This window comes from Streptomyces sp. DSM 42067 (assembly GCF_055792885.1).
Genome location: NZ_CM147706.1, coordinates 1,582,937 through 1,599,172 on the forward strand (window position 1 = coordinate 1,582,937; position 16,236 = coordinate 1,599,172).

Genomic DNA, 16,236 nt, shown 5'->3' on the forward strand with positions numbered 1-16,236 from the left:
TCACAACTCCCATACGACGGGCAGGCCCGCGTCGGCGCCCTCGGCCGAGTAGTCGTGGACGACGTCCAGGAGCTCGGCCATGCGCGCCTGCCAGGCGATGTTGACCGGGAGTTTCTCCAGCTCGGCGAGCATGCGCCCGTAGTCCTCGCACTCCAGGACGTGGAAGAGGTCGGTGCCGCTGCGCCAGATCGTCCAGGAGGTGGCACCGGCGGCGCGTATCGCGGCGGTGAGCTCCGGCGGGACCTCGCGGTGTGCGGCCTCGTACTCCTCGATGCGGTCGGCGCGGACCTTGGTGTGCAGGGCGATCCTCATGACGGCTCGTCTCCGTGTAGGGGCCTTTCGGTTGCGGTGGCGGCGTCTCCGGGCACGGGGGCGTCATCGGGCAGCAGCCCCTCGGCCCGCAGCTCCGCCCAGAAGGCCGCGGGCACAGCGTCCGCGAACTGCTCTGCCGCGTCCTGGACTTCGGCGGCCGAACGCGTGCCGACCAGCACGCTGGTGACCGCCGGATGCGCCAGGGGGAAGGCGAGGGCGGCAGCGCGCAGGGTGGTGCCGTGCCGCTCGGCCAGGCCCTTCAGCCGGAGCGCGCGGTCAAGGATGTCGCGGGGCGCGGCGGCGTAGTCGTACGTGGCGCCGGGGCGCGGGTCCGCGAGCAGGCCGGAGTTGAAGACGCCGCCGACGACCACGGATGTGCCGCGCGCGGCGGCGGCCGGGAGCAGTGCGGTGAGCGCTCTCTGATCGAGGAGCGTGTAGCGGCCGGCGCACAGGACGGCGTCGATGTCCGTGTCGACCACGAACCGGGTCAGCATCTCGGCCTGGTTCATCCCGGCCCCGATCGCGCCGACCACGCCTTCGGAACGGAGCTTCTCGAGCGCCGGGTAACCCTCGCGGAAGGCCTGTTCGTCGTGGTCGTCGGGGTCGTGCAGATAGACGACGTCCACGCGGTCCATGCCGAGCCGGGTGAGGCTGTCCTCCAGCGAGCGGCGGACGCCGTCGGCGCTGAAGTCCCAGACGCGGCGGTGGGTCGCGGGCACGGCGAAGCCGTTCGCGAGGTCGTCCCCGCCGCCGTCCCCGGGTTCGAGGAGCCGGCCGACCTTGGTGGACACGGTGTACGCCGCGCGAGGGCGCTCGCGCAGGGCCTCGCCGAGGCGGCGTTCGGACAGGCCGAGGCCGTAGTGCGGCGCCGTGTCGAAGTACCGGACGCCCGCGTCCCAGGCGGCCTCGACGGCGGTGTACGCCTGTTCGTCGTCGACCGCCGCGTACAGGTTGCCGATGCCCGCGGCGCCGAACGACAGCTCCGTCACCGCGACGGTGCCCCGGCCGAGCGTGCGGGTACGCATGGCGGTCACTGTCCCACGGGCCGCAGCCGCAGCCCCTGCACGCCGCCGTCGACGGCGAGGGCGGTGCCCGTGGTGGCGCCGGAGAGGGGGCTCGCCAAGTAGGCGATGGCGCCCGCGACTTCGTCCGCCGACACCAGGCGCCCGGTGGGCTGGCGCGCCTCCAGGGCCGCCCGCTCGGCCGTCGGATCGTCCGCGGCGTCCAGCAGGCGGCCGATCCAGGGGGTGTCGGCGGTGCCGGGGTTCACGCAGTTGACGCGGATGCCCTCGCGTATGTGGTCGGCGGCCATGGCCAGGGTCAGCGAGTACACCGCGCCCTTCGTGGCCGAGTACAGGGCGCGCTGCGGCAGTCCTGCGGTGGCGGCGATCGAGCAGGTGTTGACGATCGCTGCGTGGTCGGAGGCGCGCAAGTGCGGCAGCGCGGCGCGGGCGGCGCGGACCATGCCGACGACGTTGACGTCCAGCACGCGGTGCCACTCGTCGTCGTCGTTGTCCTCGACGGTGCCCTGGGCGCCGATGCCCGCGTTGTTCACCAGGACGTCCAGGCCGCCCAGCTCCGCGACTGCGGCGGTGACGGCCTCGCGTACGGAGGCGTCGTCGGTGACGTCGGCCCGGTACGCGATGAGGGGCTTGTCCCCGTCTTTCACAGCCTCCGGGTTCAGGTCGAGCACGGCCACACGGGCGCCGCGGGCGGCCAGCAGCTCGGCCGTCGCCCGGCCGATGCCCGAGGCGCCGCCGGTGACGAGGGCCTTGAGACCACCGAAGTCGTGGGCGTGCGTCATGCCGCTGCTTCCTTCCGCTGCGTGAGGTCGGCGGCCCAGAAGGCGCCGCCCGGGTACGTGTACTCCGCGATGGACTCGGGCCGCATGGTGGCCGAGAAGCCCGGCGCCGTGGGCGCCTGGTAGTGACCTTCTCGGATCACCACCGGTTCGAGGAAGTGCTCGTGCAGATGGTCGACGTACTCGATGACGCGGTCCTCGGTGGTGCCGGACAACGCGACGTAGTCGAACATCGACAGGTGCTGGACGAGTTCGCACAGGCCGACGCCGCCGGCGTGCGGGCAGACGGGCACGCCGAACTTGGCCGCGAGCAGCAGGATCGCCAGGTTCTCGTTGACGCCGCCGACCCGGGCCGCGTCGATCTGCAGGACGTCGATCGCGCCGGCCTGCAGCAGCTGCTTGAAGACGATGCGGTTCTGGACGTGCTCGCCGGTGGCGACCTTGACCGGCGCGACGGCCCTCCGGATCGCCGCATGGCCGAGCACGTCGTCGGGGCTGGTGGGTTCCTCGATCCAGTACGGGTCGAACTCGGCGAGCGCCCGTGTCCAGGTGATCGCCTCGTTCACGTCCCAGCGCTGGTTGGCGTCGATGGCCATGCGCACATCGGGGCCGACGACGGAGCGGGCGACGCGGCAGCGCCGGGCATCGTCGGCGAGATCGGCGCCTACTTTGAGCTTGATCTGCGTGAAGCCGTCGGCGACGGCCTGCGTGGCGAGCCTGGTCAGCTTCTCGTCGCTGTAGCCGAGCCAGCCGGGTGACGTGGTGTACGCGGGGAAGCCGCGCCGCAGCAGGTTCGCGGCGCGCGCGTGGGAGCCGTCCCGGCCACGGCGCAGAAGCTCCAGCGCCTCGTCGGGCGTGAGCGCGTCCGTGAGGTAGCGGAAGTCGACCTGCGAGACGAGCCACTCGGGCTCCGCGTCCGCGAGGAACTGCCAGAGCGGTTTGTGTGCACGCTTCGCGGCGAGGTCCCACGCGGCGTTGACGACGGCGCCGATCGCCATGTGCATCACGCCCTTCTCCGGGCCGAGCCAGCGCAGCTGACTGTCCCCGACCAGGTCCCGGCTGAGCACTCCGGGATCGGCGCACAGCTCCTCGACGTCCCGCCCGAGGACATGCGGCCGCAGGGCGTCGATCGCGGCCACCTGGACATCGTTGCCCCGCCCGATGGTGAAGGTGAAGCCGTGCCCCTCGTGCCCGTCCCCGGCGTCGGTGTGCAGGACCACGTACGCCGCCGAGTAGTCGGGGTCGGGGTTCATGGCATCCGAGCCGTCGAGTTCCCGGGACGTCGGGAAGCGGATGTCGTAGGTGTCGACCGCGGTGATGCGGGCGGGAGTCGCGGACACAGGTGGCCTTTCGGTGTTCCGGTACGGGGTTCGGCCGCAGGGTCGGTCCTGGGCGCGGCCTGTCGTCACACGGGCGACCATCGGGCGGTCCGGGATCGCCGGTCCCCTTCCAGCCGCGACGCATATTTATCAGACCACTTAGGGGTCACGACAGTGCCTGGCGCCCACTTTCCCCTGCTTGGCCTGTATTCACCGCCATAGTGGTCCGACCACATCCACCATTAGACTCGGCGCCCGAGGCGACGGAAGGACGTGCCGTGGACGAGACGGCCCCGCAGAAGGGCACCGTGACGCAGCGCGCCATAGAGCAGATCAAGGCGATGATCGGCGAGGGTCGGCTGGAGCCCGGCCAGCGGCTTCCGACCGAGCGTGATCTGGCCACTCGGCTCGGTATCTCGCGCAGCTCGATGCGCGAGGCGATCCGCGCCCTCACCGTGCTCGGCGTGCTGGAGGCACGGCACGGCTCCGGCATCTACGTCACGCAGCTCGAGGCCGGGGACCTGCTGGAGACCTTCGGTGTCGTCGCCGATCTCTCCCGCGGCCCGCGGCTGGTCGAGCTGCTGGAGGTGCGGCGCATCCTGGAGTCGACGGCGACCGCGCTGGCGGCGGCGCGGATCACCGTCGAGCAGCTCGCCGATGTGGAGAAGCACCTGGAGGCGATGAACGCGACCGAGGATCCGGAGGAGATCCTCTTCCACGATCTGGCGTTCCACCGGGCGATCATTGCGGCCGCCGGGAACGAGGCGATGGCCGCGATCCTGGAAGGGCTGTCCTCACGCACCTTCCGGGCCCGGGTCTGGCGCGGCTACCAGGAAGAGGGCGCGTTCGAGCGCACCCGCCGCGAGCACGCCCGAATCCATCGCGCCCTTGTGGACCACGACCCGGAGGCGGCGCGGGCGGCCGCCGCCGCGCATGTCGGGGAGGTCGAGGCGTGGCTTCGCAGCCAGATGGAAGTGCGCAACGGGGTGGAGCGAAGCGGCACTTGAGGCACAGCTTCCTCTGACCGTGTGGAGGATTCGGCGTGGTGACAGCGACGCGGGGCGGCGGCCGGCACTGTGGCCGTCGCCCACGCAGCGCCACCACACCGAAGCGGAGTGTGCTGTCAGGCTGGACGGCCTCCGCCATAGGGGGCGCCGGCACCGCGGCGGCGGTCCACCTCACGGGCGGCCCCGCTGGCGGCGAGCGCCACAGCCAGAGCAATCACACCGACGATGACGTTGTTGACGATCGTCCTGGCGGTGCTCACGTCACCCGCCACGGCCCAGGGCGAAATGATCGTCCACACACCGAGGGCACATGCGGCCCACGCCATGCTGTGCGTGCGCTCGTAGGCGCGGCCGAAGCCGCCGCTCAGGAGCACCGCGTACGCGATGCCGACGATCAGGTTGTTGATCGCCAGGGTCGAGAGACCGTTGAATCCCGCGATCCAGGGAGAAGCGGCAAGGTAGAGGCCCGTAAGGAGGGCCGCCGTCTCGATGGTCTGCGCGCGCGGGGTGGTCGCGGCACGCTCGGCCATATCGTGACGGTGCCGCATAGCGAGTATGTCGGGATGCGTTTCCATGTCCGACCGGGGCGAAGTCGTCACGGCCATCACCTCCGAATTGTCTTGCCGGTTTTACACCTCGGGCCGGGTACCCCAACGGCGCCGTATAACCATCAGCTGCCCCGCTGGTCTGCATGGCATCGACCGCACCGCGGGACGCCGGACCTGCCGAGTTCGTGACCCACCGTGTGATCCGCCCCATACTGGACGTGCCGCGGGACTCTCCGGCACACGAACCGGCACACGACCAGTACGGCCTGCACGACCCGCTCTGACCTGCACAAACCAGGGTGGAAGCCACTGTTGCAAACGCACTGAGGAGGTACCGATGAAGATGCTGATCAACGTGGCCGAGACGGTGGTCGCGGACGCGCTGCGGGGTCTGGCGGTCGCGCACCCCGAGCTGACGGTCGACGTCGAGAACCGCGTGATCGTACGGCGGGACGCGCCGGTGGAGGGGAAGGTCGGCCTGGTCTCCGGCGGCGGGTCGGGGCACGAGCCGCTGCACGGCGGGTTCGTGGGACTCGGCATGCTGTCGGCCGCCTGTCCCGGCGAGGTGTTCACCTCGCCCGTACCCGACCAGATGGTGCGGGCCGCGGCCGCGGTGGACAGCGGCGCGGGCGTGCTGTTCATCGTGAAGAACTACACCGGTGACGTGCTGAACTTCGACATGGCGGCCGAGCTCGCCGAGGACGAGGGCATTCAGGTCGCGAAGGTGCTGGTCAACGATGACGTGGCGGTCACCGACAGCCTGTACACGGCGGGACGCCGCGGCACGGGCGCGACCCTGTTCGTCGAGAAGATCGCGGGCGCGGCGGCCGAGGAGGGCCAGCCGCTGGGGCGGGTCCAGTCGATCGCCCGCCAGGTCAACGAGAGCGCGCGCAGCTTCGGCGTCGCGCTGAGCGCCTGCACCACCCCCGCCAAGGGCAGCCCCACCTTCGACCTGCCCACGGGACAGCTGGAGCTCGGCATCGGCATCCACGGCGAGCCGGGCCGCGAGCGGCGCGCGATGATGACCTCGCGGGAGATCGCCGACTTCGCGGTGGACGCGATCCTGCAGGACATGCCGCCGAAGAATCCGGTGCTGCTCCTCGTCAACGGCATGGGCGCGACCCCGCTGCTGGAGCTGTACGGCTTCAACGCCGAGGTGCACCGGGTGCTGGCCGAGCGGAACGTGGCCGTGGCCCGCACACTGGTGGGCAACTACGTCACCTCCCTGGACATGGCGGGAGCATCCGTGACGCTATGTCAGATCGACGAGGAGATGCTGCGGTTGTGGGACGCCCCCGTCCGTACGCCCGGACTGCGCTGGGGCATCTGAGGGGTCGTCCGAGGAGCCGCCCGCACGCGTCAACGTACCGACCACCCAAGGAGATTCTGTGCTCGACGCCGACTTCTTCCGCCGCTGGATGACGGCGGCCGCCGCAGCCGTCGACCGGGAGGCGGAGCGGCTCACCGCGCTGGACTCGCCGATCGGCGACGCCGACCACGGCACCAATATGCAGCGCGGGTTCAGGGCGGTGGTCGCGACGCTGGAGAAGGAGGCCCCGGAGACTCCGGGTGCCGTCCTCACGCTCTCGGGACGGCAGTTGATCTCCACGGTCGGCGGCGCTTCCGGGCCGCTCTACGGCACGCTGCTCCGCCGTACGGGCAAAGCGCTCGGCGACGCGGCCGAGGTCAGCGAGGCCGAGCTGGCCGCCGCGCTGCGTACGGGAGTGGAGGCCGTGGCCACGCTGGGCGGGGCCGCACCCGGCGACAAGACCATGCTGGACGCGCTGTTCCCGGCGGTCGACGCGCTGGCCGAGTCCTTCGCCGCGGCACGCGACGCCGCCGAGAAGGGCGCGGTCGCGACGACGCCGCTGCTTGCCCGCAAGGGCCGGGCGAGCTATCTGGGCGAGCGCAGCATCGGGCACCAGGATCCGGGAGCCACGTCGTCGGCCCTGCTGTTCGCGACGCTCGCGGAGGCGGCGGGTGAGTGAGGAGACTCCGGTGACTGAGGGCACGGTGAGCGGCAGTGGGCCCGCCGGCGGCGGCCAGGGTGATGCCGGCGGTCAGAACAAGCTCGTGGGCGTCGTGCTGGTATCGCACAGCGCCGCGGTCGCGGCCTCCGTCGCCGAGCTGGCGGCCGGTCTCGCGGGCGGCGGCACGACCGCTCCTGTGGCGGCCGCGGGCGGCACCGAGGACGGCGGGCTGGGTACGAGCTCGGAGCTGATCGCCGCGGCGGCCGCCGGCGTCGACCGGGGCGCCGGCGTGGCGTTGCTGGCCGACCTGGGCAGCGCCGTTCTGACCGTGAAGGCCCTGCTCGCCGAGGGCGACGAACTGCCCGACGGCGCCCGTCTCGTGGACGCACCGTTCGTCGAGGGCGCCGTGGCGGCGGTCGTCACGGCGTCCGCGGGCGCGGACCTCGATGCGGTGGAGGCGGCGGCCGTGGAGGCGTACACGTACCGGAAGGTGTGACCTCTCAGAGAGCCTTGCCTCTTGATGTGTTCCCGTCACTCATGGGATACAGGTCTGGACCAATGCCCTCGAGGGGAAGGCATCACCGTGCGACGCACTCCCGGGCCTGCTCTGCTGACCGCAGCTGCCTGCACTGCCGCCCTCATGACGACGGTTTCCTGCGGCGGGCCTGCTCGGGGCGGCCGGCCCCCTTCGGCTCCGACGGGTGTCACCGCACAGGCGGGCAGCGCCACCTCGGTCCACGTCATGTGGAACCAGGCGAACGACGACTCCGGCGTCATCGCCTACGAGGTGTATCGCGGCACCACCAAGGTCAAGGAGGTACCGGGTGAGCAGCACATGGTGGACATCACAGGGCTGAAGCCCTCGGTCGGCTATGCGTTCGCCGTCCGGGCCCGGGACGCCGAAGGGAACACCGGGCCGCTGAGCAAGAAGGTGCCCGTCACCACGCCGGCCGCCGTCGAGAAGGACCGCGAGCCGCCGACCCGCCCGCGGCAGGTGCGTGGGCAGGTCGCCGGAGGCCGGGCCGTCTCGCTGTCCTGGAGCCGCGCGACGGACGACCGGGGCGTGGCGTCGTACGACATCTACCAGGGCACCTCGAAGATCCACAGCACCCGCGGCGGCGAGACGTCGGCGCTGATCACCGGGCTGCGTCCCGGCACGACGTACGCGTTCACCGTCAGGGCGCGGGACGCGGCGGACAACACGTCCTCCGCGAGTCGCACAGTCCGGCTCACCACCGCGGCGGGCGGCGACGACGGGCGCGGCACGGCGCCCACCGGCTTCCGCGCGACGACGCACCGCGAGGACGGTGCGCACTACATCGACCTCTCCTGGACACCGCCGCGCACGGGCGGTGCGGTGACGGAGTACCGGATCCATCTCGACGGACGGCTCGCCACCACCCTCGTCTGGGGCAGCGCGGCACCGCAGGACAAGGCCGAGCACAGCTTCTTCGTGACGCGCGAGAGCGGCGTGACCTATCGCGTACGGATCCGGGCGAAGCTCCCCGACGGCACGTGGGGCGGCCTCTCCGCCGAGCGGACGGTGACGACGGGGGCGGACGGGTAGCCCCGCGGACGGTGACGACGGGGGCGGACGGATAGCCTCGCGGGCGGCGCGCCTGCCGGATGTCGGCCGGGGAGCGCCGAACCCGCGGCTCCCCGTCCGGCGGGCAGCCGTACGAAGGACGCTTCACCTGCCCGGATGCCGTCCGCATGCGGCCGGGGCCCATGAGCTCTTGACTCGACGTCAGGCAGCACGGGCGTTCCCAATCCTCGGCGGCGCATGGGATGTACCGCCAACCGTGCCGCCGGAGGGCAGAGACATGCGTACCAACACTCAGATATTCGTCCGCTCCGGCCTGATCGCAGCCGCCGCCGCGCTTCCTCTGACGGTGGCCGCTCCGTCGGCCGTCGCGGACAACGGGATCACCGTGACCAGCACCGGGTCCACCGTCTCGGTGAACACCGCCGCCTGCCCGGGCGGCGGCAACGCCTCACTCCTGTCTAGCGGCCTGACCACCTTCACCCAGGGCAGGCAGGCGGCGCTGGCGGTGGGCGCCACCAATCAGACGGCCGCCTGGTCGAACGTCAGCCCAGGCGCGTACACCGTGATCGTGAACTGCAACGACGGCCGGAACGTGGGCAGCCAGCCCGTCACCGTCACCACGACGCCCACCCTGTCGACGACGAACTCGCCGGCGCTCGGCGTGAGGGGCGGCATCGGAGGCGGCATAAAGGACTACGGCACCCTGACGATGGTCGGCGGTGGAGTCCTGGTGGCCGCGGCCCTGGGCGGCGGAGCGTGGTACCTCCGCCGACGCAACATGCATCACAGGACCTGACCGGGTCCACGATCGCCCGCGCCGTCCGCCCGGTGTCCCCTCGGGCGGACGGCAACGGTCATCCGTGCTCCGGTGCGCACGGCAACGGTCATCCGGGATCTGGTGCGGACGGTGTGGTCCGCGTCGAAGCGTTCCCTGCGGGCGGCGTCGGGCCATCCGCTGCGGGCCTCGTGGGGTCATCCGCTGCGGGCTGCTTGGGGCCATCCCCTGCGGCCGGCGTCGAAGCGTCCGCTGCGGCCGACGTGGCCGGCTCCAGATCTGCCAGCGTGCGGCTGAGCCACCGCGTCCAGAAGGTCTCCAGGTCGATGCCGGCGCGCAGGACGGCATGGCGCAGCCGGTCCTCGACCGTGTCCCGGCCTGGCGGGAAGTCACGCTTCTCGATCTCGAGATACTCGCTCAACTGCCGTTCGTGCAGATCCAGATGGCGACGCAGTTCCGTGTCGATCCCCTGCGCACCGACGACTCCGGCGGCACGCAGCCTCAGCAGAAGCGGATCGCGGATGGGCTTCGGGTCCTGGGACTCGGCCGTCCAGCGTGCCAGTTCCGCACGGCCCGCCGGCAGGACCTCGTACTCCTTCTTCTGGCCCCGGGTCGGCTGCGCCGACGGCAGGGCGCGGATGTGGCCCTCGTGCTCCAGTTTTCCCAGCTCGCGATAGATCTGCTGATGCGTGGCCGACCAGAAGTAGCCGATGGACATGTCGAACCGCCGGGTCAGCTCAAGCCCGGACGACGGCTTCTCGAGCAGGGCGGTGAGGATCGCGTGCGGGAGTGACATGGGGGCATCCTAGGGACGGGGTGTGACAGCCACGGATCGCGCCGTCACAGCTCCGCCGCCAGCTCCGTCCCCTGTCGGATGGCCCGCTTGGCGTCCAGCTCGGCGGCGACGTCGGCGCCCCCGATCAGGTGCACGCTGCGTCCCGCGGCGCGCAGCTCCTCGTACAGGTCGCGGTGCGGCTCCTGGCCGGTGCACAGGACGATCGTGTCGACCGCGAGGGTCTCGCTGCGCCCGTCGACGGTGAGATGCAGCCCGGCGTCGTCGATCATGTCGTAGCGTGCGCCCGCGACCATCGTGACCCCGCGGTGGCGCAGCTCCGTGCGGTGGATCCAGCCGGTGGTCTTGCCAAGACCGGCGCCGACCTTGGAGTCCTTGCGCTGCAGGAGGTGGACGGTGCGGGGCGGCACAGGCCGCTCGGGGCGGCCGAGGCCGCCCGCCGCGCGGTAGTCCATGTCGACGCCCCACTGCCGGAAGTACGCCGCCGGGTCCTCGCTCGTCTTTTCGCCGGAGTCCGTCAGATACGCGGCGACGTCGAAGCCGATGCCGCCCGCCCCGATGATCGCGACCCGGTCGCCGACGGGCGCGCCGTCGCGCAGCACGTCGAGGTAGCCGAGCACGCTCGGGTGGTCGCTGCCGGGGATCTCCGGCGTACGGGGCGTGACGCCGGTGGCGACGACGATCTCGTCATACTCCCCGTCGTCGAGCTGGCCGGCGGTGACGCGGGTGTTCAGCCGGATGTCCACGCCGTGCTGCTCGAGCTGGGTGCGGTAGTAGCGCAGCGTCTCGTCGAACTCCTGCTTGCCGGGTACCCGGCGGGCTACGTTCAGCTGGCCGCCGATCTCGTGGGCGGCGTCGAACAGCGTCACCTGGTGCCCGCGTTCGGCGGCGGAGACGGAGCAGGCGAGCCCGGCCGGGCCGGCGCCGACGACCGCGACGCGCTTGCGCAGCCGGGTGGGCTGCAGCACGAGTTCGGTCTCGTGGCACGCGCGCGGATTGACCAGGCAGGAGGTGATCTTCCCGCTGAAGGTGTGGTCCAGGCACGCCTGGTTGCAGCCGATGCAGGTGTTGATGGCCTGGGGCCTGCCGGCCTCGGCCTTGGCGACGAAGTCGGGGTCGGCGAGCAGCGGACGGGCCAGCGAGACCATGTCCGCGTAGCCGTCGGCGAGCAACTGCTCCCCCAGTTCGGGGGTGTTGATGCGATTCGTGGTGACCAGCGGGACGGACACCGCGCCCATGACCTTCTTGGTCACCCAGGCGTAGGCGCCGCGCGGCACGGACGTCGCGATGGTGGGGATACGCGCCTCGTGCCAGCCGATACCGGTGTTGATGATGGTCGCGCCGGCCGCCTCGACCGCCTTCGCCAGCGTGATGACCTCGTCGAGGGTGGAGCCGCCCGGGACCAGGTCCAGCATCGAGAGCCGGTAGATGATGATGAAGTCCGTGCCGACGCGTTCGCGTACGCGGCGGACGATCTCGACGGGGAAGCGCATCCGGTTCTCGTACGAGCCGCCCCAGCGGTCGTCGCGGTGGTTGGTCGCGGCCGCGATGAACTCGTTGATCAGATAGCCCTCGGAGCCCATGATCTCGACGCCGTCGTAGCCCGCGCGCTGCGCCAGCTCAGCCGCCCGCGCGAAGTCCTCGATCGTCTCCTCGACCTCGTCGTCGCTGAGAGCGCGGGGCACGAACGGGCTGATCGGCGCCTGGAGGGCGCTCGGCGCGACCAGGTCCGGGTGGTAGGCGTACCGCCCGAAGTGCAGGATCTGCATGGCGATCCGGCCGCCCGCGCGGTGCACCGCCTCCGTCACGCGCGCGTGCTGCTCGGCCTCCGCCTCGGTGGTCAGCTTGGCGCCGCCCTCGCCGGGGCGGCCCGCGTCGTTGGGCGCGATGCCGCCGGTGACCATGAGCCCGACGCCGCCACGCGCGCGTGCGGCGTAGAACTCCGCCATGCGCTCGAAACCGCGCTCGGCCTCCTCGAGCCCCACGTGCATGGATCCCATCAGCACCCGGTTGGGCAGCGTGGTGAAGCCCAGGTCGAGAGGGCTGAGGAGATGCGGGTAGCGGGTCATGCGGGCCTCCGTGCGCGAGTCGCGGTGCTCGTGCGGTGTACGCGGTGTCGTCCCGACTGTTGTAGACGACCTGGCGCGGTTGTGCAACTAGTTGCACAAACCGTTCCGGTCCCCCGACGCACCCGCCTCGGGAGGCAGGCAGCGCCCGGCGGGCCTAGCGTCGTGACATGAGGCCAGCCCCGACCCGCTACACCGTCGCCCTCAAGCCCCAGCTCGCCGACGAGGAGGGGCATCCCGTACACGGCGCCCCGATACGCACCGCGGTCGTGGAGGCCACCGGGGACACGGGCGCCAGCGGCTACCCGCGCTACGTCGGCCACGGCCTGCAAGCAGACATCGACCCCGCGACACATCACGTGGAGGCCATCACGGTCGACGGACGGGAACTCCCGTACGGCTGGGTGGCCCAGGTCGTCGACGTCGGCCACCCAGGCCACCCAGGCCGCGACCGGTTCGACTGAACGGAGCCTCATCCGTTCCAGGAGGCCGGCGCTGCCCCATATCCACGGCGCGGATGCATACCTCCTGCCCATGGGCCCGACGCCTCCGCGCCCGACGCTGCCTCACCTCCGCGGGGAGTCACGGCGACAGCCCGGCCTGAGCACCGCGAGCGGAGCGAAGGCCGCACGCAGGCCGGGCTGACCGGGCGCGATACCCTTGCAGCGCTCGGCGCCCGGTCCGTGGCCGCCATGCGGTTCGCGCCCGCGAGCGTCCGCGACTCGCACGCCGTCCACGACTCGGCAGGGGCTCCCGGGCAGCCGGGCAGCCGGGCACGGTCGTAGGGGAACCAACCGCCGTCGCCTCTTCCCGTCAGCCCCCACTTTCCGGAAGACTTCCGCAAAGTGTCGAGGAACGAGGAGCAGACCATGGCAACCGAGGACGCGCCGGGCGATACCCCGAAGCGCAAGGTGACGATCACGGCCATCGCGCAGGAGGCGGGGGTCTCGGTACCGACCGTGTCGCGCGTCGTGAACGGACGTTCCGATGTGTCCGCCGCGACCCGCGCCCGTGTCGAGGAGCTGTTGCGCCGGCACGGATACCGGCGGCGGCCCCATGCCCCCGGTGAGCGGGCCTCGCTCCTCGATCTTGTCTTCAACGACATCGACAGCCCCTGGGCCGTGGAGATCATCCGCGGCGTGGAGGAGGTGGCGCACGCGGCAGGCATCGGCACCGTGGTGTCGGCGATACACAACCGCGCGGGCTCCGCCCGGCAGTGGATGCAGAACCTGCGGGCCCGCGCCTCGGACGGGGTCATCCTGGTCACGTCCGTCCTGGAGCCGGGCCTGCACGAGGAGTTGCACCGCCTCGGCGTACCACTGGTGGTCGTCGACCCGGCCGGTTCCCCGGCCTTCGAGGTGCCGACTGTCGGCGCCACCAACTGGGCCGGCGGCATGGCGGCGACCGAGCATCTGATCTCCCTCGGCCACCGCCGGATCGGCCTGATCGCGGGGCCTCCCCGGCTGCTGTGCAGCAGGGCCCGGCTGGACGGCTACCGGGCGGCGATGGAGGCGGCGGGTCTTCCGTACGACGAGAAGTACGTCGTGCCGGGCGACTTCCACCACGCGTCCGGATTCAGCGGCTGCAACGCGTTGCTCGACCTCGCCGAGCCGCCCACCGCGCTCTTCGCCTCCAGCGACCAGATGGCGCTGGGCGCGATCGAGGCGCTGCGCCGCCGCGGACTTCGGGTGCCCGAGGACATGAGCGTCGTGGGTTTCGACGATCTCCCCGAGGTCCGCTGGTCCGCTCCCCCGCTCACCACGGTGCGCCAGCCTCTCGCCGACATGGGCAAGTCGGCGGCGAGAACCGTCCTGCGGCTGGCGCACGGCGAGGAGATCGACTCACTGCGCGTGGAACTGGCCACGGAGCTCGTCGTACGGGCGAGCACGGCTGCCGTGGAGGGCGCCGCCGTACTCTGAGTTGCACTGTGAATTGCACCGCGAGTTGCACGGTGAGTTGCCGGCAAGCCGATCCGATAGTTTTCGATCCGATTCCGGAATCTGCCCTACGGCGCCCCGGCGCCGGGGCGCCGGGCCTCGGGGGCCCTAGGCCCTGTCGTCCACGGGCTCGGCGGAACCGCCAGGAAGCTTCTTGGAGTCGTTCGCGTCCTTGAGCGCACACATGAGGAACCGAAAGCCGCCGTTCCATCTGTCCGCGTCCCCCGTGTACCAGCCGACGATCTCCCGTGGTGTGCCGCGCACCCACGCCTGCTCGTACTTCCGCTGGCAGAGCCGTGGATTCTCCTCCCGGAACTCGTCGTACGACATCCCGGCCGGCGCCTTCGCCCAGCCGACGGCCTGCTGGGCATGCGGTTTGTCGCAGGTGGTCAGGATCCACTGGTTCCGGTCGTCGACGTTGAAGCAGTCGCCTGTTCCGGCGTTGGTGACAGCGAGACGCTCGCCCGCTGTGCGGAACTCGCCGAGTGGGCCGTATATCTCGTCGGTGCCGCGCTGGAAGACCAGGCAGGCGAGCGTGGAGCCGTCGGCGGACGGCAGCATGGGGTAGGCCACGGGCGCGGCGAGGGTCTTGCGGAGTTCGGCGGTGCGTTCCTCACAGGTGCGCCTGGCCTCCGTCTCGCTCAGGCTCTCGGGATCGGCGACCGGCTCCACGGCGATCACCTGGCCGGCCGGCGAGGAGACGCGACAGTCCGCCGGCCACATCTGCACCTCACCGGTGTACGGCTTCTTCGGGTTCTTCCAGACGGCGTTGACGCATTCGCCGGGGACCAGTTCCTGGTCGAGGGTGGTGCTGTTCCGGTACGGGCGGTACGACCGGCTGTCGGAGGCCTCGGACACGGAACCGGACGGGCTGTCACCGGCTTCGTCTCCGATCCCGTTGCCCAGCGCGGCCCCACCCCAGACGGCCCCCGCCACGGCGGTCACCACCGCGATCGCCGCTATGACGAACTGATACGCCCGCGCCCGCCGCCTCCTGTGCGGCGTGGCTCCTGCCGGAGGCGGGACGAGGGGAGAGGGTGCCGTCGGGGCGGCCATCGGCCGGTTGGACAGGTCAAGGGTCCCCTGATGCCCGAAGCCGCCGCCTCCCGCCCCGGCGGACCCCGACGACTCTGCCGACCCCGCCGAGACCGCCTCGCGCAGCAGACGCTCGGCCTCCGGCACCGTGATACGCCGCTCCGGGTCCTTCTCCAGCAGGCCGAGCATCGCGGTGGCCAGCGGCACGGATGCCCGCCGCGGCGGCGGCGGATCCTCGAAGAGCAGGGCCGTGAGCGTGGAGAGATCGGAGTCGCGGGCGAACGGGCCCTCGCCCTCCACCAGGCGGTACAGCGTCGCGCCGAGCGAGAAGAGATCGCCGGCCTCCGTCGGTTCCCCTCCCCTGGCCCGCTCCGGCGAAAGATAGCCCGGCGTACCGATGACCCCGCCGGCAGCCGTCAGCCGGGGATCGCCGGAGGAGGGGCGCAGCGAGATGCCGTAGTCCGTGAGCAGCACCCGCTCGAACCCCGCCCCCGCACCGGCAGCCGGAGCATCGGACGTGTGGGGTCGTGCATCCGAAGTGCGCGGTGGCGCATCGGAAGCGCGTGGCCCATCCGAAGTGCGGGGCGCCAGAAGGATGTTGGCCGGTTTGACGTCCCGGTGCAGGATGCCGAGCCGATGCCCCGAGACGAGCGCGTCAAGGATCGCGATGCCGATGCGGGCCGTATCGGATGACGACATCGTGCCGCCGGCCCGGACCAGCGCGTCCGCGTCGGTGGCCCCCGGCACGTACTCCATGACGATCCACGGCAGCCCGTCGTGCCGGACCACGTCGTAGACGGTCGCCACATGCGGATGGCTGCGCAGCCGTGCCGCGTTACGGGCCTCCGCGCGGGCCCGCGCCACCCGGGCTGCCATCTCCCGGTCCAGGTCGCCGTCGCCGCCCGCGTGCCAGGAAAGGCCCGGCTCCGGCACGGCGATCTCCTTGAGGGCGACCTCGCTGGCCAGCTCCTCGTCGTAGGCGAGCCACACCATCGCCATGCCGCCGGTCCCGAGCCGCCGCACCAGCCGGTAGCGGCCCCCGACCAGCCCCCTGCCGTCCTGATCCTGGTTCTGACTCCGGCCGTGGCCGGCCGTCTCCCCCGTCATGGCCTTCCCCCTGAGACCCT

16 protein-coding genes and 1 pseudogene are annotated in these 16,236 nt (G+C 71.6%); 9 read left to right on the top strand and 8 right to left on the bottom strand.

Annotated features, from left to right (window positions below):
- Genes ACSMXV_RS07555 through ACSMXV_RS07570 form a run of 4 tightly spaced genes read right to left on the bottom strand, consistent with a single transcriptional unit; the run spans position 1 to position 3,453 of the window.
- Positions 1 to 312: an L-rhamnose mutarotase gene (locus ACSMXV_RS07555; protein ID WP_181865690.1), complete on the bottom strand. Its 312-nt coding sequence runs from the start codon at positions 310 to 312 to the stop codon at positions 1 to 3.
- Complete coding sequence (locus ACSMXV_RS07560) at positions 309 to 1,337, bottom strand: aldo/keto reductase (protein ID WP_473176941.1); 1,029 nt, start codon at positions 1,335 to 1,337, stop codon at positions 309 to 311. The genes ACSMXV_RS07555 and ACSMXV_RS07560 overlap by 4 nt, the downstream gene beginning before the upstream one ends.
- 5 nt (positions 1,338 to 1,342) lie before the next feature.
- Entirely contained in the window at positions 1,343 to 2,116 is a 774-nt protein-coding gene (locus ACSMXV_RS07565; protein ID WP_473176942.1) for an SDR family NAD(P)-dependent oxidoreductase, read from the bottom strand.
- Positions 2,113 to 3,453, bottom strand: coding sequence for an L-fuconate dehydratase (locus ACSMXV_RS07570; RefSeq protein ID WP_473176943.1), 1,341 nt, complete (start codon positions 3,451 to 3,453; stop codon positions 2,113 to 2,115). The genes ACSMXV_RS07565 and ACSMXV_RS07570 overlap by 4 nt, the downstream gene beginning before the upstream one ends.
- A gap of 257 nt (positions 3,454 to 3,710) precedes the next feature.
- On the opposite strand from ACSMXV_RS07570, the gene ACSMXV_RS07575 reads away from it, so the two are divergent.
- A complete protein-coding gene (locus ACSMXV_RS07575) occupies positions 3,711 to 4,439 on the top strand; it encodes a FadR/GntR family transcriptional regulator (protein ID WP_473176944.1) in 729 nt (242 codons plus the stop codon).
- Positions 4,440 to 4,555: 116 nt separating this feature from the next.
- Here the strand turns inward: ACSMXV_RS07575 and ACSMXV_RS07580 are convergent, their stop codons facing one another.
- Positions 4,556 to 5,014, bottom strand: a complete 459-nt coding sequence (locus ACSMXV_RS07580; RefSeq protein ID WP_473178851.1) for an SPW repeat protein — start codon at positions 5,012 to 5,014, stop codon at positions 4,556 to 4,558.
- 116 nt (positions 5,015 to 5,130) lie between these two features.
- On the opposite strand from ACSMXV_RS07580, the gene ACSMXV_RS07585 reads away from it, so the two are divergent.
- The 6 genes from ACSMXV_RS07585 to ACSMXV_RS07610 all read left to right on the top strand — a co-directional run bounded on the left by ACSMXV_RS07585 (position 5,131) and on the right by ACSMXV_RS07610 (position 9,299).
- Complete coding sequence (locus tag ACSMXV_RS07585) at positions 5,131 to 5,271, top strand: hypothetical protein (protein WP_473176945.1); 141 nt, start codon at positions 5,131 to 5,133, stop codon at positions 5,269 to 5,271.
- Positions 5,272 to 5,324: 53 nt separating this feature from the next.
- A complete protein-coding gene (gene dhaK, locus ACSMXV_RS07590) occupies positions 5,325 to 6,317 on the top strand; it encodes a dihydroxyacetone kinase subunit DhaK (protein ID WP_473176946.1) in 993 nt (330 codons plus the stop codon).
- A gap of 58 nt (positions 6,318 to 6,375) precedes the next feature.
- Positions 6,376 to 6,975: a dihydroxyacetone kinase subunit DhaL gene (gene dhaL, locus ACSMXV_RS07595; protein ID WP_181866791.1), complete on the top strand. Its 600-nt coding sequence runs from the start codon at positions 6,376 to 6,378 to the stop codon at positions 6,973 to 6,975.
- A gap of 25 nt (positions 6,976 to 7,000) precedes the next feature.
- Positions 7,001 to 7,453, top strand: coding sequence for a PTS-dependent dihydroxyacetone kinase phosphotransferase subunit DhaM (locus ACSMXV_RS07600; RefSeq protein ID WP_473178852.1), 453 nt, complete (start codon positions 7,001 to 7,003; stop codon positions 7,451 to 7,453).
- Between the two features lie 144 nt (positions 7,454 to 7,597).
- The gene (locus tag ACSMXV_RS07605; protein WP_473176947.1) at positions 7,598 to 8,524 is read left to right on the top strand and encodes a fibronectin type III domain-containing protein; all 927 of its coding nucleotides are present in this window, start codon (positions 7,598 to 7,600) and stop codon (positions 8,522 to 8,524) included.
- Positions 8,525 to 8,780: 256 nt separating this feature from the next.
- Entirely contained in the window at positions 8,781 to 9,299 is a 519-nt protein-coding gene (locus tag ACSMXV_RS07610; RefSeq protein WP_473176948.1) for a hypothetical protein, read from the top strand.
- Between the two features lie 256 nt (positions 9,300 to 9,555).
- Here ACSMXV_RS07610 and ACSMXV_RS07615 read toward each other — a convergent pair.
- Together ACSMXV_RS07615 and ACSMXV_RS07620 are read right to left on the bottom strand one after the other, a co-directional pair.
- Positions 9,556 to 10,074, bottom strand: a pseudogene (locus ACSMXV_RS07615) (PadR family transcriptional regulator); the annotation flags it as partial.
- Between the two features lie 44 nt (positions 10,075 to 10,118).
- A complete protein-coding gene (locus tag ACSMXV_RS07620; RefSeq protein WP_473176949.1) occupies positions 10,119 to 12,140 on the bottom strand; it encodes an NADPH-dependent 2,4-dienoyl-CoA reductase in 2,022 nt (673 codons plus the stop codon).
- A 167-nt stretch (positions 12,141 to 12,307) separates the two neighbouring features.
- On the opposite strand from ACSMXV_RS07620, the gene ACSMXV_RS07625 reads away from it, so the two are divergent.
- Both ACSMXV_RS07625 and ACSMXV_RS07630 read left to right on the top strand, forming a co-directional pair.
- Positions 12,308 to 12,601: a hypothetical protein gene (locus tag ACSMXV_RS07625; RefSeq protein WP_181866786.1), complete on the top strand. Its 294-nt coding sequence runs from the start codon at positions 12,308 to 12,310 to the stop codon at positions 12,599 to 12,601.
- Positions 12,602 to 13,006: 405 nt separating this feature from the next.
- The gene (locus ACSMXV_RS07630) at positions 13,007 to 14,056 is read left to right on the top strand and encodes a LacI family DNA-binding transcriptional regulator (RefSeq protein WP_473176950.1); all 1,050 of its coding nucleotides are present in this window, start codon (positions 13,007 to 13,009) and stop codon (positions 14,054 to 14,056) included.
- Positions 14,057 to 14,182: 126 nt separating this feature from the next.
- On the opposite strand, the gene ACSMXV_RS07635 is transcribed toward ACSMXV_RS07630, so the two are convergent.
- On the bottom strand, positions 14,183 to 16,216 hold the full coding sequence (locus ACSMXV_RS07635; protein WP_473176951.1) for a serine/threonine-protein kinase: 2,034 nt from the start codon (positions 16,214 to 16,216) through the stop codon (positions 14,183 to 14,185).
- Between the last annotated feature and the right edge of the window lie 20 nt (positions 16,217 to 16,236).